A 23904-nucleotide genomic window follows, 5' to 3' on the forward strand; every position below is an offset into this window, starting at 1 on the left:
GCGGGATTCGAAAAACGCGGAAGCCCGGACAAGCGTTGTCCGGGCTCCGATGTCACGGAACGAGGAGCTCGAACGCCCCTCACCCGGCTTACAGCGTGCGCGCCACTTCGATGCGCTCGAAGCACTCGATCTGGTCGCCCACCTTCACATCGTTGTACTGCTTCACGGCGATACCGCATTCCATGCCGTTGCGCACTTCGTCCACCAGATCCTTGAAGCGGCGCAGCGATTCCAGCTCGCCCTGGAAGATCACCGTGTTGTCGCGCAGCACGCGGATCGGCTTGCTGCGCTTGACCGTACCTTCGATGACCATGCAGCCGGCCACCGCGCCGAACTTGGAGCTGCGGAAGACCTCGCGCACCTGGGCGACACCGATGATCTCCTCGCGGACTTCCTTGCCCAGCAGACCGGAAGCTGCCTGCTTCACCTGGTCGATCACGTCATAGATGATCGAGAAGTAGCGTACGTCGAGGCCGGCGGTATCAATCACCTTACGCGCCGAAGCATCGGCACGGACGTTGAAGCCGATGACCAGCGCCTTCGAGGCCGCCGCCAGCGTGGCGTCGGATTCGGTAATGCCGCCCACACCGGCCGCGATCACGTTGACCTTCACGTTCTCGTTGCCGATCTGGCTCAGCGACTCGCGCAGCGCCTGCACCGAACCCTGCACGTCTGCCTTGACCAGGATGTTGAGCGTCTGCTGCTCGGCGCCCTGGCCCATCTGAGCCATGATGTCCTCGAGGCGGTTGGCCTTGCTGACCATACGCGTTTCGCGGCGCTTGAGCTGACGCTCGGCGGCGACTTCGCGCGCCAGGCGCTCATCGGCCACGACCACGAAGTCGTCGCCGGACTCCGGCACGCCGGACAGGCCCAACACCTGCACCGGAATCGACGGGCCGGCTTCCTGCACGGTCTTGCCGTTCTCGTCGATCAGCGCGCGCATGCGGCCATATTCGATGCCGCACACGACAAAGTCGCCACGCTTGAGCGTGCCTTGTTGCACCAGCACCGTCGCCACGGGGCCGCGACCACGATCCAGGCTGGACTCGATCACCACGCCGGACGCGGGACCGTCTTCGACCGCGGTCAGCTCCATCACTTCGGACTGCACCAGGATCGCGTCGAGCAGGTCGTCGATGCCCATGCCCGTCTTCGCGGACACCGGCACGAACGGCGTGTCGCCGCCCCACTCTTCCGGAATCACTTCCAGATTGCCGAGGCCTTGCTTGACGTGGTCCGGATTGGCGTCGGACTTGTCCATCTTGTTGAGCGCCACGATCAGCGGCACCTTCGCTGCGCGGGCATGCTGCACGGCTTCCGCCGTCTGCGGCATGACGCCATCGTCGGCCGCGACCACCAGCACCACGATATCCGTGGACTGGGCGCCGCGCGCACGCATCGAGGTGAACGCTGCATGGCCGGGCGTGTCGAGGAACGTGATGACGCCCTTGGGCGTTTCCACGTGGTACGCACCGATGTGCTGCGTGATGCCACCGGCCTCGCCGGAGGCGACCTTGGTGCGGCGGATGTAGTCCAGCAACGAGGTCTTGCCGTGATCGACGTGGCCCATGATGGTGACCACCGGCGGACGCGGCTTCTTCTCGCCTTCCAGCTCCGCATTCTGCGTGTGGGCGGCCAGCGCGGCCTCGGCGTTGTTCTCGCTCGCGGCCACGGCTTTGTGACCGAGCTCTTCGACCACCAGCACCGCCGTGTCGTGGTCGATGGTCTGGTTGATGGTAGCCATCACGCCCATCTTGAAGAGCGCCTTGACCACCTCCGAACCCTTGACCGCCATCTTCTGAGCGAGATCGGCGACCACATTGCTGTCACCCACCACCACCTCGCGCACCACCGGCGCGGTCGGACGGGAGAAGCCGTGCGCACCGGTGCCGGCGACGGAGGAGCCGCCACGTGCAGGCTCGTTGCGGCCGGGCCGGCCCGGCTTGCCACGCTTGTTGCGTCGCGCGCGATCGGCTTCGGACAGGTGCAGTTCGCCGGCGGCGAAACGCTTGCCGCCCGGGCCTTCGTCGCGGTCGCGGCCGAAGCGCGGCTTGTTGCGTGCGTCGGCGGCCGCGGCCGCTGCGGCAGGCGCCGGAGCGGGCGCTGGCGCCGGAGCGGGTGCGGCAGCGGCCGGAGCCACTGCCGGCTTTTCGCGGCGACGCGGCTCATGAATGCGCGGCAAGATCATGCCCAGCGCCTTCGGATCGATCTTCTGTACGGTCGACTGCACCGGTGCGTTCTTTTCCTTGGGAGCGATCACCTGCGGCTCCGGAGCGGACTCCGGCGGCTGCACCTGTTGCTGCTCGACGGGCGCATCCTCGCGCGCGGCGGCAGCGGCCTCTTCGGCCGCCCTGGCCATAGCCTCGGCTTCCGCCTGCAGGCGGCGCTGCTCGGCTTCGGCTTCCTGCTGGCGCTGCTGTTCGGCTTCCTCGCGCTGGCGCGCCTCTTCCTGGCGGCGGCGCTCGGTTTCGACGCGCTCGGTCTCTTCGTGCTCGCGTTGCTGCTGGGATTCCTGCAGCTTGCGCAGTGCGTCTTCGCGCTCGCCATCGGCACTCGCCTCTTCGGCGATGACGCTACGCTTGACGTAGGTGCGCTTGGCGCGCACTTCCACGTTCACCGTCTTGGCGCCGCCGGCGCCGCGGCCACCCGGCGTGGAAACCTTCAGCTCGCTGACCTTGCGGCGCTTGAGCGTGATCTGGCGCGGCGAGCTGTCTTCCGCCTCGACGGCTTCGTCGCTCTTGCCATGCGTACGGCGCAGGAAGCCGAGCAGCTTCACCTTTTCGGTGCTGCTGATGACCTGCTCCGGATCGGAGAATTTCATACCGGCCTCGGCCAGCTGCCCGAGCAGCCTGTCCACCGGCAAGCCAAGTACCTTGGCGAGTTGTTTGATCGTTACGTCCGACATCGTGTTCTTTCTCCGCCGTTCCCGCGCTTATCGCGTGCGGTGTGACCCGCACAGCCACCGCCGTCCCTGGTGGAAGCCCCCTTGGGACTCCCTCGGCGCGCCCATCCAGGACGCTGCCGCCCGCGGTTAGCCGCCCTTCTCCAGGCGCGCAATCATCGGCGCGCGAGCAGCCATGATCAGCGCGGAAGCACGCTCTTCGTTCATGCCATCGATATCGATGAGATCGTCGACGGCCTGATCCGCCAGATCGTCCATCGTCACCACGCCGCGCGCGGCCAGGGCGTAGGCGGTCGCCTCGTCCATGTCCGGCAACGAGAGAAGCTCTTCGGACGGCTGATGCTCATCAATGCCTTCTTCCACCGCCAGCGCCTCGGTCAGCAAGGCGTCGCGGGCGCGGGCGCGCAGTTCCTCGACGATGTCTTCGTCGAAGCCTTCCACCGCGAGCAGCTCGGCGCTGGGCACGTAGGCAATTTCTTCGATGCTGGAGAAGCCTTCCTGCACGAGGATGTTGGCGATCTCCTGATCCACCTCCAGCTTCTCCATGAACAGCTGGCGGGCGGACTCCTGCTCGGCCTCGCTCTTGGCGGCGACCTGATCCTGCGTCATCACGTTGAGCTGCCAGCCGGTGAGTTTGCTGGCCAGGCGCACGTTCTGGCCGCCGCGGCCGATGGCCTGGGACAGCTTGTCCTCCGCCACCGCGATGTCCATGGAGTGCTTTTCCTCGTCCATGATGATGGACTGCACTTCTGCCGGCGCCATCGCATTGATGACGTACTGGGCCTGGTTCTCGTGCCACAGGATGATGTCCACGCGCTCGCCGTTGAGCTCGTTGGACACCGCCTGCACGCGCGAACCGCGCATGCCGATGCAGGCGCCGATGGGATCGGTGCGGCTGTCGTGAGCCACTACGGCGATCTTGGCGCGGTCACCCGGATCGCGCGCGCAACCCTTGATTTCCACCAGACCCTGGCCGACTTCCGGCACTTCGAGCTTGAACAGTTCGATCATGAATTCCGGCGCCGCGCGCGATACGAACAGCTGCGGGCCGCGGATTTCCGAGCGCACCTCGAACAGGTAACCGCGCACGCGGTCGCCCACGCGATGCGATTCGCGCGGGATGGTCTTGTCGCGCGGGATGAAGGCCTCGGCATTGCCGCCCAGGTCCAGATAGATGTTGCCGCGCTCGACGCGCTTGACGATGCCGGTGATCAGCTCACCCACGCGATCCTTGTAGGCATCGACCACCTGCTGGCGCTCGGCTTCGCGCACACGCTGCACGATCACCTGCTTGGCGGCCTGCGCGGCGATGCGGCCGAATTCGGCGTTCTCGATCTGCTGCTCGATGTACTCACCGATCTGCGCGTCGTCGCGCTCGTCGACGGCGTCCATGAGGCGCAGCTGGCGGAAGGGCGATTCCATCTCACCGTCGTCGGCGATCACCTCCCAGCGGCGGAACGTCTCGTACTCGCCGTTCTGGCGGTCGATGGCCACGCGGATGTCCGGATCTTCGTCCGGGTAACGCTTCTTGGCGGCCGAGGCCAGCGCGGCCTCCATCGCCTGGAAGATGACCTCGCGTGGCACGCCCTTCTCGTTGGCGACCGCGTCGACGACCAGCAACAGTTCTTTGCTCATTGCAGCAACTCCATAGACGTCCTTTCCGACGCCCGATCGCTCTGATGGATTTATTTCTTGGCCTTCCCGGCCGGCTTCTTGCCCGGCTTGGGCTGCGGCACGTAACCGAGCGCTGCCCAATCCGGTACGACGCGCGCGCTTTCCACCGCGCCGTGCTCGAACTCGAATACTTTCCCCTCGGCTTCCAGCGAAATACGCTCGCCTTCCACCTCCGCCACCTTGCCGCGCAAGCGCCGGCGCCCTTCGATCGGCGCCTTCAGCACCACCTTCACCTCCTGCCCCGCCACCTTGGCGAACTGGGCGGCGGTGAACAGCGGGCGATCCATTCCCGGGGAGGACACTTCCAGCAAGTAATGCCCGGGAATCGGATCCTCCACGTCAAGCATGGCCGACAGCTCGCGACTGGCAGCCTCGCAATCATCGAGGGTGACCTCGCGACCTTCCACGTCCAGGTAGACGCGCAGAGTACTCTGCCCCTGCGACGGGGAAAATTCCACGCCAAGGCAGGCCAGACCAAGATCGGCCAGTACCTCGGTGAAGCGTTGTGCCAGTGCCTGCGTATCCATAACCGTTCTTCTTGCTGTCGCCAGAAACAAAAAATGGGCTCTGACGGCCCATTCCCTTATCTCGCCGATGTCCCGACCCTACCCAGGATCTTTCCGGGCGTTTCGCACAAACCGATATACATACCAAGTCGGATGTGACGATGACGCGACGCATCCTTGCGCCCAACAAAAAAGCCTCACAAGGAGGCTTTCTTGTTCAAAGAAAGATCCGATAGCGGGGAAACCATGCGCTCCGACTTGGGAGCCTCATCGTTCCGCTTAAGCCGCTGCAGAGTTGTTGGAGCATAGCCGTACAGGCACGGATTTGCAACATTCGGGCCAGCAATGGCGTGAGTCCCGCCGTTTCCGACCGATAGCCAGACTGCCCTTCCGGCTCGAAGGGATTGGGGCCGAAGAGAGCTGCTCATTTGTGTCGGCATACCTTGCTGTAGCGAGCAAGCCTGAAAGCCACCGTTACGCCGAACCGAACAAACGATTCAAGGCGTCCGCTATCGGAAGCGAAATGTTGGCCAGCCCGGCGGGGCCTAACCATGTCGCTCCTACATCCCAAAGCGGACGATGTCCGGCCACATAAAAAAACATCGGCGCCACGAGGGCGCCGATGTTCTTGAAAAGTTGGTAGCGGGGGCAGGATTCGAACCTGCGACCTTCGGGTTATGAGCCCGACGAGCTGCCAGACTGCTCCACCCCGCACCAGGAATTTGAAAGTTTAGCGATGTGGCCGAATTCTTGCAAGAGTTTTACCGGCTTCATCGAAAAAATTTCTTTCCGCTTCGCTTCCACGTGACGGATACGCAGTCGCATCCGTCATGCATCAGCCGGGAAACACGCTCCGGCACCAGCCAAACAGCGGCCCCCACGCGAGACCGAGCACCAGCAGGGTCAGCGCGTTCAACGACAGCATCAGGCGCAAAGCCGGATCCTGCTGCACCTTGATCTCCGTACCTTCCACCGGCTTGTCGAAGTACATCACCTTCACCACGCGCAGGTAGTAGTACAGGCCGATGATCGCGAACACGGCGCCCACAAGCGCCAGCCACAACATGCCGGCATGAATCGCGGCCTGCAGCACCAGCAGCTTCGCGAAGAAGCCGAACAATGGTGGCACGCCGGCCAGCGAAAACATCACCAGCATCATCAGGAACGCCATCCACGGCGAACGCTGATTCAGGCCCTTGAGATCGTCGATCTCCTCGCATTCGAAGCCCGCGCGCGCCAGCGCCAGGATCACGCCGAAGGCGGCAGTACCCATCAATGCGTAGCTGATCGCGTAGAACAACGCCGAGGCATAGCCTTCCGGACCGGCATTGACCAGGCCCAGCAGCAGATAGCCCATGTGCGAGATGGTCGAGTAGGCCAGCAGACGCTTCAGATTGGTCTGCACGATCGCCACGAGATTACCGATCGCCAGCGACAGCACCGCCAGCGCGGCCAGCATCTGCTGCCAATGCTGCGCAAGATCGCCCAGGCCCGAATCCAGCAGGCGATAGGCCATGCCGAATGCGGCCAGCTTGGGCGCGGAACCGATGAAGATCGTCACCGCGGTCGGCGAACCCTGGTAGACGTCCGGAATCCACATGTGGAACGGCGCGGCGCCCAGCTTGAAGCCGATGCCGACGATCATGAAGATCATGCCGAACAGCAGCAGGTTCGGTACGCCGGTATGGGTCGCCGCCGTATGCAGGGTCGCCAGATCCAGCGTAGCGGTGGCGCCGTAGACCATCGACATGCCGTACAACAACATGCCCGAGGCCAGCGCACCCAGCACGAAGTACTTCACCGCCGCCTCGGAAGACAGGCGGGAGTCGCGATTAAGCGCAACCAGGGCATACGAGGACAGCGTCAGCAGTTCCAGGCCAAGGTACACGGTGACCAGACTGCCGGCGGAAACCAGCAGCATCACACCGATCACCGCGAAAATCATGAGCGTGTAGAACTCGCCCACGAACAATTTGCGGTCGGCGAGATACGGACGCGCATACACGAAGATCAGCGCCACGCTCAGCAAGGCGAAAGCCTTGAGGATCTCGGCTACGCCGTCGCGGATGAACATACCGCCGAAAGCCTTCACCGGCTGCGCCGGCTGGCCGGAGATCACCAAGTAGATCGCCACCAGCACCACGGCGATGGACAGCCAGTGCAGCAGGCCGCGCTGCTCGGGCTTCATGAAGGCGTCCAGCAGCAGCAGGAGGCACGCCGCCGCCACCAGATACAGCTCCGGCAGCATGATCAGAATGTCATTGATGTTCGGCATGGTCATTCTCAGATCTTGTGGTTGCCAAGCTGCTGCACCAGCTGCGTCACGGAGCTGTCCATCAAGTGGATCAGCGGCTGGGGCCACACGCCCAGAGCCACCACCGCGGCAGCGAAGGCGATCAGCACGAAAGCCTCGCGGCCATTGATGTCCTTCATCTCGGCCACATGCGGATTGGTCACCTCGCCCCAGAGCACGCGCTTGACCATCCACAGCGTGTAGGCAGCGCCGATGATCAGGGTGAAGGCAGCGAACAGCGCGATCCACGGATTGGCCTGGAAGCTGGCCAGGATCACCTGGAACTCACCGACGAAGCCGCTGGTGCCCGGCAGGCCGCTGTTGGCCATGGCGAACAGCACGTAGAAGAAGCCGAACCACGGCATCACGTTGATGACGCCGCCGTAATCCTTGATCTGGCGGGTGTGCAGACGGTCGTACAGCACGCCGATGCAGGAGAACATCGCACCCGACACGAAGCCGTGCGAAATCATCTGCACCATCGCGCCCTGCATGCCCAGCTTGGCCGCATCGAGATTGCCGGCGCCGCGTACCAGCATGAAGGCGATGAAGATACCCAGCGTGACGAAGCCCATGTGCGCCACGGACGAGTACGCCACCAGCTTCTTCATGTCGTCCTGCACGAGCGCGACATAGCCGATGTAGACCACCGCGATCAGGCTCAGGCCGATCACCAGCCAGGCATAGGCTTCCGAGGCATCCGGCACGATCGGCAGCGAGAAACGCAGGAAACCGTATCCTCCAATCTTCAGCATCACCGCGGCCAGCACCACCGAACCGCCGGTCGGCGCCTCCACGTGGGCATCCGGCAACCACGTATGCACCGGTACCATCGGGACTTTCACCGCGAAGGCGGCCAAAAACGCGAAGAACAGCCAGGTCTGCTCCTGCATGCTCAGCGGCAGCGCCGCCAGCGTCTGCAGGTCGAACGAACCTGCCTTCAGGTACAGGTAGATCAGGCCCACCAGCATGAAGATGGAACCGAGGAACGTGTAGATGAAGAACTTCAGGGTCGCGTAGACGCGACGCGGGCCACCCCAGATACCGATGAGAATGAACATCGGGATCAGCATGGCCTCGAAGAACACGTAGAACAGCAGCGCGTCGGTGGCACAGAACACGCCGATCATCAGGCCTTCGAGCACCAGCATGGCGGCCATGTACTGGTGCGGCTTGTCCTGGATGACCTCCCAGGCGCCGACGATGACCAGGATGCCGACGAAGGTGGTCAGCAAGATCAGCGCCACCGATATGCCGTCGACCGCCAGGCCGTAATGCACGCCGAGCGAGGCGATCCACAGGTAGCTCTCTCCGAGCTGCTTGGTGCTGTCCGCCGCGTTGTATTGCGGCAGCAGGAACAAACTGAGCACGAAGGTGAGCACGGCCACCAGCAGCGAGAGCCATCGCGCGGTATTCGGACGGCCGGAGCCGGCCAGCAGCACGGGAATGGCACCGACGATCGGGAGCCAGATCAGCAGGCTGAGCAAATGATTGAACATGGAGCTGGGTTCCCTTATTGCCCGACCAGCCAATACCCGCCGAGCAGCAGGATCAGGCCGAGGATCATCGCGAAGGCATAGTGATAGAGGTAGCCGGACTGCAGGGCGCGTACGCCGCCGGCGATACGCTGGACCAGCGATGCCGAGCCGTTCACCAGCGCGCCGTCGATCACCGCGGCGTCGCCACCCTTCCACAGCGCACGGCCGAGCTTGACGCCACCCTTGGCGAATACCGCGAAGTAAATGTCGTCGATCCAGTACTTGCGATCGAGCACGGTCCACAGTGGCTTGAACGCACTCTTGATCTTGCCGGCCAGGGCCGGGTTGAACAGGTAGATGTAGGTCTGGATCGCGAACGCCGCGAGCACCAGGAAGAACGGCCACTGCGTAAAGCCGTGCAGCGCCATCGAGGCCCAGCCGTGGAACTCATGACCGACCTCGGCCAGTACGTCGTTGGCTTCGTTGACGTGGATGGCCTCGCCGAACCAGCCGCCGAACAGCATGGCCTTGACGCCGATCGCACCGATCACGATGGACGGGATCGCCAGCAGCACCAGCGGCAGCGTCACTACCCACGGCGATTCCTTAGGCGCATGGTGCAGCACGCCCGGCTCATGATGGCCATGGTCGTCGTGATGCTCATCGTGGTGATCGTCATGATGGCCATGGCCGTGTCCATGATCGGAGACGACGGTAAAGCGCTCCTTGCCATGGAAAGTCAGATACATCTGGCGGAACGTATACAGCGCGGTAACAAAGGCACCGATCAGCACACAGGCATAGGCATAGCCCGCGCCCCAGCGATGCGACTCGCCCACCGCTTCGATGATCGCGTCCTTCGAGTAGAAACCGGCGAAGAACGGCACGCCGCACAGCGCCAGCGAACCGATCCACATGGTGATCCAGGTGACCGGCATGTACTTGCGCAGCCCGCCCATGTAGCGCATATCCTGCTCATGGTGCATGGCGATGATCACCGAGCCCGCGCCCAGGAACAGCAGTGCCTTGAAGAAGGCGTGGGTCATCAGGTGGAACACCGCTCCGGAATACGCCGAGACGCCCAGCGCCACCGTCATGTACCCCAGCTGCGACAGCGTGGAGTACGCCACGACGCGCTTGATGTCGTTCTGCACGATGCCGATCAGGCCGGTGAACAGCGCGCCGGTGGCGCCGATCACCATGATGAAGCTCAGCGCACCTTCGGACAGCTCGAAGATCGGCGACATGCGCGCGACCATGAAGATGCCCGCGGTCACCATCGTCGCGGCATGGATAAGCGCGGAGATCGGGGTCGGGCCTTCCATCGAATCCGGAAGCCACACGTGCAGCGGCACCTGGGCGGACTTGCCCATCGCGCCGATGAACAGCAGCACGCCGATCACGGTAGCGGCGTCCCAGGCATGGTTCTGGGTGATCTGCAGGGTCTTGCCGACCAGGCTCGGCGCGTTGGCGAACGCGGCCGAGTAATCCAGCGTGCCCAGGAAGTACAGGATCGCGGCGATGCCCAGCAGGAAGCCGAAGTCACCCACACGGTTGACCAGGAATGCCTTGAGGTTCGCGAAGATCGCGGTCGGACGCTTGAACCAGAAGCCGATCAGCAGGTAGGAGACCAGACCCACCGCCTCCCAACCGAAGAACAGCTGCATGAAGTTGTTGCTCATCACGAGCATCAACATCGAGAAAGTGAACAGCGAGATATAGCTGAAGAAGCGCTGGTAGCCGTCATCCTCTGCCATGTAGCCGATGGTGTAAATGTGCACCAGCAGCGACACGAAGGTGACCACCACCATCATCATGGCGGACAGCTTATCGATCAGGAAACCGACCGTGGCGGTGTACTTGCCGATCTCGAACCAGGTGTAGATGTTCTGGTTGTAGACCGGCACCGCGCCGGTGCACAGCTGGTACAGCACGTAGATCGACAGGCCGCAGGAGATCGCCACGCCGAGAATGGTGGCGCTGTGCGCACCGGCGCGGCCGATGAACTTGCCGAGGAAACCAGCGAGCAAGCAGCCGAGCAGCGGCGCCAGCGCGATGATCAGCAGAATGGAGGTGGAGATCATCGGCTCAGCCCTTCATGCTGTCGATTTCGGCGATGTTGATCGTGCTGCGATTGCGGAACAGCAGCACCAGAATCGCCAGGCCGATAGCGGTCTCCGCCGCGGCCACGGTAAGGATGAAGAACACGAACACCTGGCCGGCCACATCGCCGAGGAAGCGCGAGAAGGCCACGAAGTTGATGTTCACCGCCAGCAGCATCAGCTCGATCGACATCAGCAGCACGATGACGTTCTTGCGGTTGATGAACAGGCTGGCCACCGCGATGCAGAACAGCACCGCGCCAAGCACGATGAAGTGCGACAGCGTGATCATGGCTTGGTCTCCGGGGTCGGGGCTGGCGCTTCGGGCGCGGGGCTCTCTGCCGCCATCTTGATGATGCGCACGCGCTCGGTAGCCTTGACTGCCACCTGCTGCGAGGCCGTCTGATGGCGCGTGCCGCCGCGGTGGCGCAGCGTCAGCGCGACGGCGGCGACCACGCCCACGGTCAGGATCAGCGCGGCGATCTCGAACGGCAGCAAGAACTGGGTATACAGCGCCTGGCCGAGCCACTGAGTATTGGACATGCCGGCCGCGGTGGCCGGATTAGCCCCCATCACGGCAGCATGCATGGCGCGCACGCCGATCAGCGCGAGCATTTCGCCCAGCATGACCAGGGCCACCACGATGCCCACCGGCAGGTAGCGGATGAAGCCTTCGCGAACTTGTTCCTGTTTGATGTCGAGCATCATCACCACGAACAGGAACAGCACCATTACTGCGCCCACGTAGACCACGATCAGCGCGATCGCAAGAAATTCGGCTTCGGCCAGCAGCCAGATGCAGGCGGTACTGAAGAAGGTCAGCACCAGCGACAGCACGGCGTGCACCGAATTGCGCAGGGTGATCACGCCCAATGCGGCCACTACGGTGACCGCCGCGAACGCGTAGAAACAGACGAGTTGGAACACAGACGGATCGATCACGGTTGTGTCCTTTAGCGATACGCGGCGTCTTGGGAGCGGGCGGCGGCGATGTCCTGCTCGAAGCGGTCACCGATGGCGAGCAGCTGCGGCTTGGTCACCACGTTCTCGCCGCGCTTCTCGAAGTGGTACTCGTGCACGTGCGTCTCGACGATCGAGTCCACCGGGCAGCTCTCCTCGCAGAAACCGCAGAAGATGCACTTGAACAGGTCGATGTCGTAGCGCGTGGTGCGGCGCTGACCATCGCTCTCGCGAGGGGCGGAGTCGATGGTGATCGCCAGCGCAGGGCACACCGCCTCGCACAGCTTGCAGGCAATGCAGCGCTCTTCGCCGTTCGCGTAGCGGCGCAGCGCATGCAATCCGCGGAAGCGGTTCGACTTGGGGATGTGCTCCATCGGGTAGCGCATCGTGTACTTGGGGCTGAACATGTAGCGCATGGTCAAGCCCATGCCCTTGAACAGCTCGATGAGCAGGAGGCTCTTGAAATAGTTGGTAACGCGGGACATGGTTTTCTTCAGCCTCCCGTGCCGATGCTGACCCAGCCGAAATACTTCATGCAGCCGGCCACGAGGACCCAGACGATGGTGATGGGAATGAACACCTTCCAGCCCAGCCGCATGATCTGGTCATAGCGGTAGCGCGGGAAGCTGGCGCGGAACCAGAGGAACAGGAAGGCGAACATGAAAGCCTTCGCGAACAGCCAGAAGAAGCTGGCCTGCCCCAGGAACGGCACGGACGAGGGGAACGGCGACAACCAGCCGCCCATGAACAAGATCGCGGCCAGGAAGCTGACCAGGATCATGTTGGCGTATTCGGCCAGGAAGAAGATCGCAAACGCCGAGCCGGAGTACTCCACATGGAAGCCCGCCACGATTTCCGATTCGCCTTCGGCCACGTCGAACGGCGCGCGGTTGGTCTCGGCCACGCCGGAGATGAAGTAGATGATGAACACCGGCAGCAGCGGCCACATAAACCACTCGAAGATGCCCTTGCTGCCTGCCTGGGCATGCACGATGTCGGTCAGGTTCAGACTGCCCGCGAGCACCAGCACGCACACCAGGCACAGGCCCATGGCCAACTCGTAGGAGATCACCTGCGCCGCCGAACGCATGGCGCCGAGCAGCGCATAGCGCGAGTTGGAGGCCCAGCCGGCGAGGATGATGCCGTACACGCCCAGCGAGGTCATCGCCAGCAGGTACAGCACGCCGGCGTTGACGTTGGCCAGCACCAGCTTGTCGTTGAACGGGATCACCGCCCACGCGGCCATCGCCGGTACCAGCGCAAGCAGCGGCGCCAGGTAGTACAGGAACTTGTTCGCGCTGGTCGGAAGGATCACTTCCTTGATCAGCAGCTTGACCACGTCCGCGAAGGCCTGCAGCAGGCCGAGGGGACCGATCTTGTTCGGCCCCATGCGCACGTGCATCCAGCCGATGACCTTGCGCTCCCAGTACACGAACATCGCCACCGCCAGGATCACCGGAACGGCGATACAGAGGATGTAGACGATCGGCAAGACGACCTGATTGAGGATCTGTTCGCCCATGTGCTTCAAGCCTTGCTCAGGGTGATGGCCGCGCCGTAAGGCGGCAAGGTGGCGGTGAGATCGTGCGCGGCTTCGATCCAGGCGGCACCGTCCGGAACGGCGGCATCGATGGCAAGCGGCAGCGTGACGCCCCCGACTTGCACCGGCGCGCCCTCGGCCAGCCCCAGACGCTGCGCTTCCGCGGCACTCACGCGCACGGCCGGCGCGCGGTTCAGCGGATGCGCATGCAGCGCGGCGGCGCGGCGTACCACGGCGTCGGAACGGTAGATCGGCCACGTAGCCAGGCGGCTCAGGCCACTGGTCGCGGCACGCGGACCCAGGCCTTCGCGCGCAGCCGTCGCGCGATCGGCGATGCCGTCGCGCAACCCTGCGATGTCATCGAACTCGAAGCCGGCCAGCTTCAGTGCGCCGCCCAGGGCACGCAGCACCTTCCAGCCCGGACGGGCGTCGCCGGGCGCGCGTGCGCCCTGCACCACGCTTTGCGCCAGACCATCGACATTGACCAGTGTGCCATCGATTTCCGGCAGCAGCGCGATCGGCAGGATCACGTCGGCGAGATCGCGCAGCGCCGGGCTGGCGTAGGCCGAAAAGGCCACCACGCTCTCGGCGCCGGTCAGCGCCCTCATGGCGGCCGCGCCATCGGCCACGTCGTGCGGCAGCTCCACGCCATACAGCACGTAGACCTTGCGCGGCTGAGCGAGCATGGCCTGCGCATCCAATCCGCCGTTGCCCGGTACCACGCCCACGCGAGCCAGACCCAGCGCATTGGCGCCGACCGGCAATTCGTCGTACCCGGCACCGGCAGCCTGGGCGATGAAGCGCGAGATCGCGCGCAACCAGGACGCCTGCGGATGCGTCACCGCGGCGTCGCCGAGGATCACGGCCGCGTGGCCAGCCTTGAGCGCGGCGAAGGCGTCGCGGTCACCCGCGTCGGCCTGCGCACCGTCGATGGCGGAAGCCAACGCTGTCGGCGCCGAAGCACCCGCTTCCACCGCCGCCTTGGCCAGCGCCAGCAGCGCATCGACCATGGCCTGCGGCGCGACGATCTCCTCGCCGGCCAGCGCATAGTTGAAATCGAAGCGCGCCGGATTGACGGCGTACACCTTGGCGCCCTTCTTCACTGCCTGATGCACGCGGTGATTCAGCAGCGGCATTTCATGGCGAAGGTCCGAGCCAACCAGCAGCACGGCCTTCGCCTTGTCCAGCTCCGCCACCGGCAGGCCGAAAGCCTGGGCGGTCGCGTTGTCGGCGAAATCCAGCTGGCGCAGGCGATGGTCGATATGAGCGCTGCCCAGGCCACGCGCCAGGCGCACCAGCAGATCGCCCTCTTCGTTCGTGGTGGACGGATGCACCAGGAAGCCGAGCTCGTTGCCGGCAGCCTTGGTGATCGCCTCGCCCGCGACGCCGAGCGCATCTTCCCAGGTGGTGGCCTGCCACTGGCCGTTGCGCTTGACCTGCGGCGCGGTGATGCGGTCAGCGGCGTACATGCCCTGATGGCTATAGCGGTCGCGGTCGGACAACCAGCATTCGTTGATCGACTCGTTGTCGCGCGGCACCGTGCGCAGCACCTCGCCACGGCGCGTATGCAGCCATAGATTGGAGCCCAACGCGTCGTGGTAACCGACCGACGGCTTGGCGACCAGCTCCCAGGCGCGCGCCTTGAACTGGAACGGCTTGTTGGTCAGCGCGCCGACCGGGCACACATCGATCACGTTGCCGGACAGCTCGGTTTCCAGGGCCTTGCCGATGTAGGTGCCGATCTGCAGGTTGTCGCCACGGCTCATGCCGCCGAGCTCGTACGTACCCGCGATCTCGCTGGTGAAGCGCACGCAGCGCGTGCACTGGATGCAGCGGGTCATCTCGGTGGCGACCAGCGGGCCGAGGTTCTCGTCGGCGATGGTGCGCTTGCGTTCGGTGTAGCGCGACACGCTGCGCCCATAACCCAGGGCCACGTCCTGCAGTTCGCACTCGCCGCCCTGATCGCAGATCGGGCAGTCCAGCGGATGGTTGATCAGCAGGAACTCCATCACGTCGCGCTGAAACTTCAGCGCACCGGCGGAGCGGGTGGTCACCTTCATGCCCTCGGCCACCGGGGTGGCGCAGGCCGGCTGGGGCTTGGGCATGGGCTTGCCGCCCATCTCCACTTCCACCAGGCACATGCGGCAATTGGCGGCGATGGGAAGCTTGCGGTGATAGCAGAAACGCGGAATCGCGACGCCGATGGCGTCGGCCGCTTCGATGATCATGGCGCCCTTGCGGATCTGCGTGGGCTTGCCGTCGATCTCGACATTCAGCAGATCGGGCGGCGTGTTGTTGGCGGGCTGCGCACTCATGCGGCGGCTCCAAGCTGATCGTCCACGATGGAACGGCCGTTGACGATGTAGTACTCGAATTCATGCCAGAACTGGCGCAGGAAGCCCTGCACCGGCCATGCCGCCGCTTCACCGAACGCGCAGATGGTGTGGCCTTCGATCTGGCCGGCGATGGCCTTCAGGCGATGCAGGTCTTCCATCGTGCCCTGCCCGTCCACGATGCGGGTCAGGACGCGATGCATCCAGCCGGTGCCTTCGCGGCACGGCGTGCACTGGCCGCAGGATTCCTTGTGGAAGAACTGCGAGATGCGGCGGGTGAAGCGCACCGTGCAGACGGTGTCGTCCAGCACCACGATGGCACCCGAACCCAGACCGGTCTTCAGATCACGCAGGGTGTCGTAGTCGAACGGCAGCCCCTTGAGCTGCTCGGCTGTCAGCACCGGCATGGACACGCCGCCCGGAATCGCACCCTTGAGCTTGCGGCCCGGACGCAGGCCGCCGGCCATTTCCAGCAGTTCGTCGAAGGTGGTGCCCAGCGGCACTTCGAAGTTGCCGCCTTTCTGCACGCAGCCGGAGACCGAGAAGATCTTCGGACCACCGTTCTTGGTCTTGCTCTGCGCCAGGAACCAGTCCGCGCCCTTGCGCAGGATCGCCGGTACCGAGGCGTAGGTTTCGGTGTTGTTGATGGTCGACGGCTTGCCGTACAGACCGAAATTGGCCGGGAACGGCGGCTTGAAGCGCGGCTGGCCCTTCTTGCCTTCCAGCGATTCCATCAGGGCGGTTTCTTCGCCGCAGATGTAGGCGCCGGCGCCCAGCGCGCCATAAATGTCCACGTCGATGCCGGTGCCCTGGATGTTCTTGCCCAGCAGGCCGGCGGCATAGGCTTCCTTGAGCGCCTCCTCGAAATGCTCGAAGGGCTCGTGATGGAATTCGCCGCGCAGGTAGTTGTAGGCCGCGGTGGAGCCGGTGCAGTAGCAGGCGATCGCCATGCCCTCGATCACCGCGTGCGGATTGAAGCGCAGGATGTCGCGGTCCTTGCAGGTGCCCGGCTCCGATTCGTCGGAGTTGCAGAGGATGTATTTCTGCATGTTGCCCTTGGGCATGAAGGACCACTTCAGGCCGGTCGGGAAGCCCGCGCCGCCGCGGCCGCGCAGGTTGCTCTTCTTGATCTCTTCGATCAGCGCGTTCGGATCGGGCTTCTCGGCGAGGATTTTCTTCCACGCTTCGTAACCGCCGACCTGGGTGTAGCTGTCCATCGCCCACGGCTTGTCGAAATGCAGCGTGGTGTAGACGACCTGGTGTTCCTTGGGTGCGGGACCGTATGCCATGACGCCGTGACCCTTACTTGAGACCGTCGAGAATCTCGTCGACCTTCTCGGCCGTGAGACGCTCGTGGTAATGCCCGTTGACGGTCATCGCCGGCGCGCACGCGCAGGCAGCGATGCATTCTTCTTCGCGCTTGAGGTAGACGCGGCCATCCGGAGTGCTTTCGCCCAGCTTGATGCCCAGCTTCTTCTCGCAGTGTTTGACCAGTTCCTCCGCGCCATTGAGCCAGCAGGAGATGTTGGTGCAGATGGCGACGTTGTTGCGGCCGACCGGCTTGGTCTCCAGCATCGAATAGAAGCTGGCCACTTCGTACGCCCACACGGCCGGCAGCTCGAGGTACTTCGCGACGGCGGTGATCAGCTCGTCGGTAAGGAAGCCCTGGTTCTGTTCCTGCGCGGCGAACAGCGCCTGGATCAGCGCCGAGCGCTTGCGGTCCGGCGGGAATTTGGCCACCCACTCATCGATGTGGTGGCGGGTATGCTCGTTGAGTTCGACGAGCGGGTCGACGTTCTTGACCTGCTCGTAATTTCCGGTGGCTTTCATGCGTATGCTCCCGTCGGCTCAGCGATCGACTTCGCCGAACACGAGGTCATAGGTGCCGATCATCGCCACGACGTCGGCCAGCATGTGGCCGCGCACGATGGGATCGATCGACGACAGATGGGCAAAGCCCGGCGCGCGCAGATGCACGCGGAACGGCTTGTTGGCGCCGTCGGAGACGAGATAGCAGCCGAACTCGCCCTTGGGCGCTTCGACCGCGCAGTAGGTCTCGCCGGCCGGCACGCCGTAGCCTTCGGTGAACAGCTTGAAGTGATGGATGAGGGCTTCCATGTCCTCCTTCATGGCCTCGCGCTTGGGCGGCGCGACCTTGAAGTTCTCCACCATCACCGGGCCCGGATTGGCCCGCAGCCACTTCACGCACTGCTGGATGATGCGGTTGGACTGGCGCATTTCTTCCACGCGCACCAGATAACGGTCGTAGCAGTCGCCGTTGACGCCTACCGGGATGTCGAAATCCATCTCGGCATATTTGGCGTACGGCTGCTTCTTGCGCAGATCCCAGGCCACGCCCGAACCGCGGATCATCGCGCCGGTCATACCCCACTGCTGGGCCATCTCGGGCGACACCACGCCGATACCGACGGTACGCTGCTTCCAGATGCGATTATTGGTCAGCAGTTCCTCGTACTCATCCACCTTCGACGGGAAATCCGCCGTGAAGGCATCGAGGAAGTCGAGCATGGAGCCCTCGCGCCAGGCATTCAGGCGATTGAGGTCCTTGCCCTTATGCCAAGGCGATTCGCGATACTGCGACATCTTGCCCGGCAGATCGCGATAGACGCCGCCAGGACGGTAATAAGTGGCGTGCATGCGCGCGCCCGACACCGCCTCGTACACGTCCATGAGCTCTTCGCGCTCGCGGAAGGCATACAGAAACACGGCCATCGCGCCCAGATCGAGCGCATTCGAACCGATCCACATCAGGTGATTCAGGATGCGGGTGATCTCGTCGAACATCGTGCGGATGTACTGCGCGCGCTCCGGCGCCTCGATGCCGAGCAGCGTCTCGATGGCGCGCACGTAGGCGTGCTCGTTGCACATCATCGACACGTAATCGAGGCGATCCATGTAGCCGATCGACTGATTGAACGGCTTGGCCTCGGCCAGCTTCTCGGTGCCGCGATGAAGCAGGCCCACGTGCGGATCGGCGCGGACGATCGTTTCGCCGTCCATCTCCAGCACCAGGCGCAGCACGCCGTGCGCAGCCGGATGCTGCGGGCCGAAGTTCATCGTGTAGTTGCGGATTTCCTGCATGCTCAATTCTCCCGCCAGTTGTCGGCGGCTTCGGCCTTGGCCTGCAACAAGTCGGCGTCGTCGCGGATCACGCGCGGCACCAGCACACGCGGCTCGATCGACACGGGTTCATAGACCACGCGCTTCTGCTCGGGGTCGTAGCGCACTTCGACGTTGCCGATCAGCGGGAAGTCCTTGCGGAACGGATGGCCCACGAAACCATAGTCCGTGAGAATGCGGCGCAGGTCCGGGTGGCCTTCGAAAATGATGCCGTACAAGTCGAACGCCTCGCGCTCGAACCAGTTGGAACCGGCCCACACGCCGGTGACCGACGGCACCACCGGCAGAGAGTCGTCCTCGCAGAAAACGCGCAGGCGCAGGCGCCGGTTGTTCTCGATCGACAGCAGATGGATCACGGCGGCGAAGCGGCGCGGCTGGCTCACGTCGCGCGGGCGATCGTCCCACTTGAAGCGCCCCATCGCCTCGCCTTCCACGCCACGCGAGAAGCCGGTGCCGGACACGGTCTCGGTGTCCCATTCGGTCTGACCGTAGCCGAGGTAGTCGATACCGCACAGGTCGACCAGCTCGCCGAAGCGGAAGGCCGATTCGTCGCGCAGCGCCGTGGCCACCGCGATCAGATCGGCGGCGGCCACTTCGGCGGTGACTTCGTTACGGGCGGCGCTGATCTTCAGCGTGTCGCCGAATCGCGCGGTCAGGCGCTCGGCCAGCGAGTTCGTTTGCGTTTCGCTCATGGCTTAAGGCCTCAGGACCGCGCGATGGTGCTGGTGCGACGGATCTTCTTCTGCAACTGCAGGATGCCGTGGATCAGCGCTTCGGCCGTCGGCGGGCAGCCCGGCACATAGATGTCCACCGGCACGATGCGGTCACAGCCGCGCACCACCGAATACGAGTAATGGTAATAACCGCCGCCGTTGGCGCAGCTGCCCATCGAGATCACCCACTTGGGGTCGGGCATCTGGTCGTAGACCTTGCGCAGCGCCGGGGCCATCTTGTTGACCAGAGTACCGGCCACGATCATCACGTCGGACTGGCGCGGACTCGGGCGAAAAATCACGCCGTAGCGGTCCAGGTCCAGGCGCGCGGCGCCGGCATGCATCATTTCGACCGCGCAGCAGGCGAGGCCGAAGGTCATCGGCCACATCGAGCCAGTGCGTGCCCAGTTCATCAGGGCGTCGACCGAGGTGGTGACGAAGCCGCGCTGGACGACGGGGTTGTCCCCGGCGGGACGCAGGATATCGTCCACCAGGTTCAACGGCTGCGGGTTGTGCATCACCCGGTCGATGGAGGAGATCACTCCCATTCCAGTGCTCCCTTCTTCCACACGTAAGCGAAACCGATGACCAGGAGCAGCAGGAACAAGGCCATTTCGACCAAGGCGACGATCCCGATCTTGTCGAACACCACCGCCCACGGAAACAGGAAGGCGATTTCCAGATCGAAAATGATGAAGAGGATCGCCAGCAGGTAATAGCGCACGTCGAAGCGCATGCGGGCATCCTCGAAAGCCTCGAAGCCGCACTCGTACGGCGAGAGCTTTTCGGACTCGGGACGGCGGGGACCCGCCAGCAGGCCGATGGCCAGCAGGACGAGGCCTAGGCCCGTCGCGACGCCGATGAACAGCAGGATGGGCCAGTATTCGGCAAGCACGATGTTACGTACCTCCGCGCCGTCGAGGCGCATCAGTGACCGTCGGGGAAACGGTCCGGCTACTGGGATCGGCAGGCCCCAACGGGGCCGTGGGCTATCCAGCCACGATCGCACGCGTTGAGGGCACGAGCGTCCGATTTTCCACGATCGAATTCGGGAATCGCGGCATTGTATCAGTGCGCTTAACAACAACAAGCCTTGACGGCTATTTCATCCAGCCCCGGCACTGAAATTGCAGCCTCGCGCCGGGCCGTTGTCGCGCATGTCGCGGCAAGCCGGCGTCAAAGCGTCCGGACGCGCTTCGCCCGGTGGGCTCACATGGTGTGGGTAGGGCGCTCGGAGCCGCTCATGCCGGCCAGGATGGCCTCGATGCGGGAACGCGCGGCCTCGCCATCGGCCGAGTCGTTGAACTGCACGCCGATCCCGGCCGTACGGTTGCCCTGGGCCCCCACCGGCGTCACCCAGACGACCTTGCCGGCCACGGACAGGCGCTCGCCTTCGTCGGCGAGGTTCACCAGCAGCACGACCTCGTCGCCCAGGGCATAACTCTGGGCGGTGGGGGCGAACAGTCCGCCATGCTTGAGGAACGGCATGTACGCGTTATAGAGCGCGGCCGTGTCCTTGATCTTCAGCGAAATGATGCCCTGTCGGGCCGCGATGGCCGGATTCATGACTGTCCCCTGCAGGCCGTCGACGGTGCCGGCCCGATGCGCGGGCATCGTAGCGAGCCGTGCCGCAAGGCGTAAAGCCGGAAATGCTCGCGCTGCGAGCCGGCGCACGCCGGTACTCGCACGAGGCTGGTGCTTACAGCTCGCACCAGCCCCAGCGGTCGAAGATCCATGGCGAAGGCACGTCCATGTGCAACTTGGCGAACCGGGGGCCAGCCGCCGGCTGCAGCGCCAGTCGCCAGCCGCCCTGGCCGTCGTGCTCGAGCGGCGCCCTCGGCCATGGCCAGGTCCGCACCCCTTCCCTGTCCGCCACCGTCAGCCTGAGCCAGGGCCGGAGGGCGGGACCTGGTCGCCAGGGCAATCGTCCTCCCGATGCCGCCGGCGCAACCATGCGAAAATGCTCAGCCCGGTCGGCAAGGCGGAACATCCGCTTGCCGCTGAGCGCCATCTGGCTGTGATGCTCGCCCAGTGCCGCGAGCTTGTTGGCATGCAGCGTATCGTCCGCGGCCAGCGCGACGGGCTCGCCACGAACCGGCTCCCATCCATGAACCAGGTAGCTGAGCATCAGCGGCTCGGGCACCGACCGTGCCGCCAACGCCAGCCGGGTCAACACATGCGCAGCGCTATGGTCAGGATGGCTGTCGCCCAGCGAGGGCAAGGCGATCAGATTGGGCCGGCTTTCCTCCAGCTGCGCCTGCCAGGCCTGCATGAGACCAGGCAGATCGTCGCGCAATCGCGCGGTGATGCCCATGTCCGGCAGGTCTAGCGGATGCAGTGCTTCGGCGGGAAGCCCCAGCTGCCCCAGCGCACGCGCCACCTCACCCCGGCGACGCGCCCCCCAACGCTGCCGGTCCGCCGGTCCAATGTGCAGGCGTCGTTCCAGCCAGCGCTGTGGCCACGGATTATTGTCGCCAGCGGTCAGCAGCAGAATGTCCACGGCGCCGCCTGCGGCGCGCACATGCTGGATCAGTTCGCCGGTCGCGATCGATTCGTCGTCAGGATGCGGCGCCACGACCAGCAGGCGGGTCCGGGCGTCGAACCTCAAAGGCATGCCCGGTTCCCCGCCTCGACCTGGCCGGGCGCCAAGGAGGAAGGCCTGAAGCCGCGCTCCCAGGCCTGTCGCCAGACCAGGTACAGCTTGCGGTCGGTGCCACTGTCGATACGGTGTCGTCCCACGCCCAAATCCCATTGCTTGCCGACGGCCGCGCCGTCCACCGACGCGGCCACCAAGGCCCCGCCGTCCGTCAATACATAATCGCCCGGCAAGGCGACGTCGACCGTACGCGCCTCCTGCACCGCCGGCAGGCTGAGTCCGGCTATCCATACCTCATCGCCGGCCGGCAGGTAGTTGCTCTCGACGAACGCATCGCCCGCCGCGGGCAAACGCCTGCGCAGCACGAACATCGTGCGATGACGCACCAATTGCTCGGCAATGGTATCGGCCATGCTGCCTTCACGCAGGCGAATCATGGCCATGCTCTCGATCACGGGGAAATAGGGACGCCTGCGGAAAATCGCATCGCCCTTCGCATCCATCACCGTATCGGCAGGATCGGTGTAGCGCAGGACCATGCCCAGCTCCGCCCGCTGCCGTGCCAGCCGGTCGACCCACGGTGGCATCGTCATCACCAAGGCGATGAGCTCGGCACCGATCACGATCTTGCCCAGCGCCCGCCGGCGTGCCGCGCTCTCGCGCAGCCAAGGCAGTCGCGCAGTGGCACCGCTCAATACCAGCACCAGCGGCGGAATCGCCGGCAGGAAATCCTGCGCCGTGATCAGCGGCCAGACGAACCACACCAGCAACAGGAACAGTCCAGCCTGCAACACGAGAAAGACGGGCCAGTCGAATGCCTCCCGCCCTATCCTGCGTATGTGCCGACAGGCCAGCCAGATGCCGAGCGCCGAGAGAACGAGAAAGACCGCCAGCTTCGGCAGGGCATATGCCTTCTGCGCTCCGCCCGTGTTGTAGGCCACCAGCGCATACCAGGCTGGACCGAGGTCACCTCGCCAGGCGAGCCAGGCGCCGAACACGCCGGGCACCAGCAGTAGGCCCGCAACGCCACAGGCAACGAAGCGCCACCGCGCTTTCGGCCGCGGCGAACGACGCGCCCATGCCACGATCACGCCGGCGAACCCCGCGAGGCACAGCAGTACCAGGGTCTTCTGTGACACCGACAATGCGGCGCCGGCAAGCACGCCCGCCACGAACCAGCGCCAACCGCGCGGCGGCGCAGCGACCACCACAGCCAGCGCCGCCAGCCACAGCGCCATCCACATGTCGTCCGTGCGGAACTGACCGCTCACCAGGAAGAAGCGCGGCACCAGCGCGGCAATGAACATCGCGTAGAAGGCGATGTTCGGAGTGTAGAGGCGCCGCCCCATGCGCCAGACCGCATACAGGGCCAGCGCATACCAGGCCTGCATGCACAGCCTGAGCCAGGTCATCACATCGGCGCGCTCGCCAATCACTCGCAGGGCCCACGAATGCACCCAGCTGAAGAGAGGACCGTGGTTATCGAACACGTCGCGATACAGCAGCAGCCCTCGCGTCCATGCCCAGGCCACATGCGCGTGCTGGGCCTCGTCGGAGTTGTGCGGGTAGGCGTTCAGCCACATCAGGCGCAGCACGGCCAGCAGCAACAGCGCCAGCCATGGCCACCTGACCGTGAGGATCTTTTCCTTGGCAGAACTCATGCAGA

At 64.5% G+C, this 23904-nt stretch carries 20 protein-coding genes and 1 tRNA gene; all 21 read right to left on the reverse strand.

Going from position 1 to position 23904, the window contains the following annotated elements:
* Positions 1-88 precede the first annotated feature (88 nt).
* Positions 89-2905: a translation initiation factor IF-2 gene (gene infB, locus ACNR9O_RS11235; RefSeq protein ID WP_473680508.1), complete on the reverse strand. Its 2817-nt coding sequence runs from the start codon at positions 2903-2905 to the stop codon at positions 89-91.
* Positions 2906-3031: 126 nt separating this feature from the next.
* Positions 3032-4537 (reverse strand): transcription termination factor NusA, encoded by a 1506-nt coding sequence (nusA, locus tag ACNR9O_RS11240; RefSeq protein ID WP_473680506.1) that lies wholly within the window; start codon positions 4535-4537, stop codon positions 3032-3034.
* A gap of 50 nt (positions 4538-4587) precedes the next feature.
* Positions 4588-5103, reverse strand: a complete 516-nt coding sequence (locus ACNR9O_RS11245; RefSeq protein ID WP_473680504.1) for a hypothetical protein — start codon at positions 5101-5103, stop codon at positions 4588-4590.
* A 616-nt stretch (positions 5104-5719) separates the two neighbouring features.
* Positions 5720-5796 (reverse strand) — tRNA-Met (locus ACNR9O_RS11250).
* Between the two features lie 121 nt (positions 5797-5917).
* Positions 5918-7357 (reverse strand): NADH-quinone oxidoreductase subunit NuoN, encoded by a 1440-nt coding sequence (nuoN, locus tag ACNR9O_RS11255; RefSeq protein ID WP_473700772.1) that lies wholly within the window; start codon positions 7355-7357, stop codon positions 5918-5920.
* An 8-nt stretch (positions 7358-7365) separates the two neighbouring features.
* A complete protein-coding gene (locus ACNR9O_RS11260) occupies positions 7366-8874 on the reverse strand; it encodes an NADH-quinone oxidoreductase subunit M (protein WP_473680500.1) in 1509 nt (502 codons plus the stop codon).
* A 14-nt stretch (positions 8875-8888) separates the two neighbouring features.
* Positions 8889-10937 (reverse strand): NADH-quinone oxidoreductase subunit L, encoded by a 2049-nt coding sequence (gene nuoL, locus ACNR9O_RS11265; protein WP_473680498.1) that lies wholly within the window; start codon positions 10935-10937, stop codon positions 8889-8891.
* A gap of 4 nt (positions 10938-10941) precedes the next feature.
* Entirely contained in the window at positions 10942-11247 is a 306-nt protein-coding gene (nuoK, locus tag ACNR9O_RS11270; RefSeq protein ID WP_026634431.1) for an NADH-quinone oxidoreductase subunit NuoK, read from the reverse strand.
* Positions 11244-11894 (reverse strand): NADH-quinone oxidoreductase subunit J, encoded by a 651-nt coding sequence (locus ACNR9O_RS11275; protein WP_473700773.1) that lies wholly within the window; start codon positions 11892-11894, stop codon positions 11244-11246. Before ACNR9O_RS11275 ends, nuoK begins: the two co-directional genes overlap by 4 nt.
* A gap of 14 nt (positions 11895-11908) precedes the next feature.
* Positions 11909-12400, reverse strand: coding sequence for an NADH-quinone oxidoreductase subunit NuoI (gene nuoI, locus ACNR9O_RS11280; protein ID WP_473680493.1), 492 nt, complete (start codon positions 12398-12400; stop codon positions 11909-11911).
* A gap of 8 nt (positions 12401-12408) precedes the next feature.
* Positions 12409-13437 carry an NADH-quinone oxidoreductase subunit NuoH gene (nuoH, locus tag ACNR9O_RS11285; RefSeq protein WP_473680491.1) on the reverse strand — a complete coding sequence of 343 codons (1029 nt, stop codon included), beginning with the start codon at positions 13435-13437 and terminating at the stop codon, positions 12409-12411.
* Positions 13438-13442: 5 nt separating this feature from the next.
* Positions 13443-15770, reverse strand: a complete 2328-nt coding sequence (gene nuoG / locus ACNR9O_RS11290) for an NADH-quinone oxidoreductase subunit NuoG (RefSeq protein WP_473680489.1) — start codon at positions 15768-15770, stop codon at positions 13443-13445.
* Positions 15767-17077 carry an NADH-quinone oxidoreductase subunit NuoF gene (nuoF, locus tag ACNR9O_RS11295; RefSeq protein ID WP_473680487.1) on the reverse strand — a complete coding sequence of 437 codons (1311 nt, stop codon included), beginning with the start codon at positions 17075-17077 and terminating at the stop codon, positions 15767-15769. Before nuoF ends, nuoG begins: the two co-directional genes overlap by 4 nt.
* A 13-nt stretch (positions 17078-17090) precedes the next feature.
* Positions 17091-17618: an NADH-quinone oxidoreductase subunit NuoE gene (nuoE, locus tag ACNR9O_RS11300; protein ID WP_473680485.1), complete on the reverse strand. Its 528-nt coding sequence runs from the start codon at positions 17616-17618 to the stop codon at positions 17091-17093.
* 18 nt (positions 17619-17636) lie between these two features.
* A complete protein-coding gene (locus ACNR9O_RS11305; protein ID WP_473680483.1) occupies positions 17637-18890 on the reverse strand; it encodes an NADH-quinone oxidoreductase subunit D in 1254 nt (417 codons plus the stop codon).
* Between the two features lie 2 nt (positions 18891-18892).
* Entirely contained in the window at positions 18893-19621 is a 729-nt protein-coding gene (locus ACNR9O_RS11310; RefSeq protein WP_473680481.1) for an NADH-quinone oxidoreductase subunit C, read from the reverse strand.
* An 11-nt stretch (positions 19622-19632) separates the two neighbouring features.
* Positions 19633-20190: a NuoB/complex I 20 kDa subunit family protein gene (locus tag ACNR9O_RS11315; RefSeq protein ID WP_473680479.1), complete on the reverse strand. Its 558-nt coding sequence runs from the start codon at positions 20188-20190 to the stop codon at positions 19633-19635.
* Complete coding sequence (locus ACNR9O_RS11320; protein ID WP_311842376.1) at positions 20181-20537, reverse strand: NADH-quinone oxidoreductase subunit A; 357 nt, start codon at positions 20535-20537, stop codon at positions 20181-20183. The genes ACNR9O_RS11315 and ACNR9O_RS11320 overlap by 10 nt, the downstream gene beginning before the upstream one ends.
* Before the next feature lie 314 nt (positions 20538-20851).
* Entirely contained in the window at positions 20852-21208 is a 357-nt protein-coding gene (locus tag ACNR9O_RS11325; RefSeq protein WP_473680475.1) for a PilZ domain-containing protein, read from the reverse strand.
* A gap of 133 nt (positions 21209-21341) precedes the next feature.
* The gene (locus ACNR9O_RS11330; protein ID WP_473680473.1) at positions 21342-22256 is read right to left on the reverse strand and encodes a PIG-L deacetylase family protein; all 915 of its coding nucleotides are present in this window, start codon (positions 22254-22256) and stop codon (positions 21342-21344) included.
* Complete coding sequence (locus tag ACNR9O_RS11335; protein WP_473680471.1) at positions 22247-23899, reverse strand: ArnT family glycosyltransferase; 1653 nt, start codon at positions 23897-23899, stop codon at positions 22247-22249. The genes ACNR9O_RS11330 and ACNR9O_RS11335 overlap by 10 nt, the downstream gene beginning before the upstream one ends.
* Between the last annotated feature and the right edge of the window lie 5 nt (positions 23900-23904).

The sequence above is a fragment of the Dyella sp. CR10 genome (assembly GCF_055814425.1).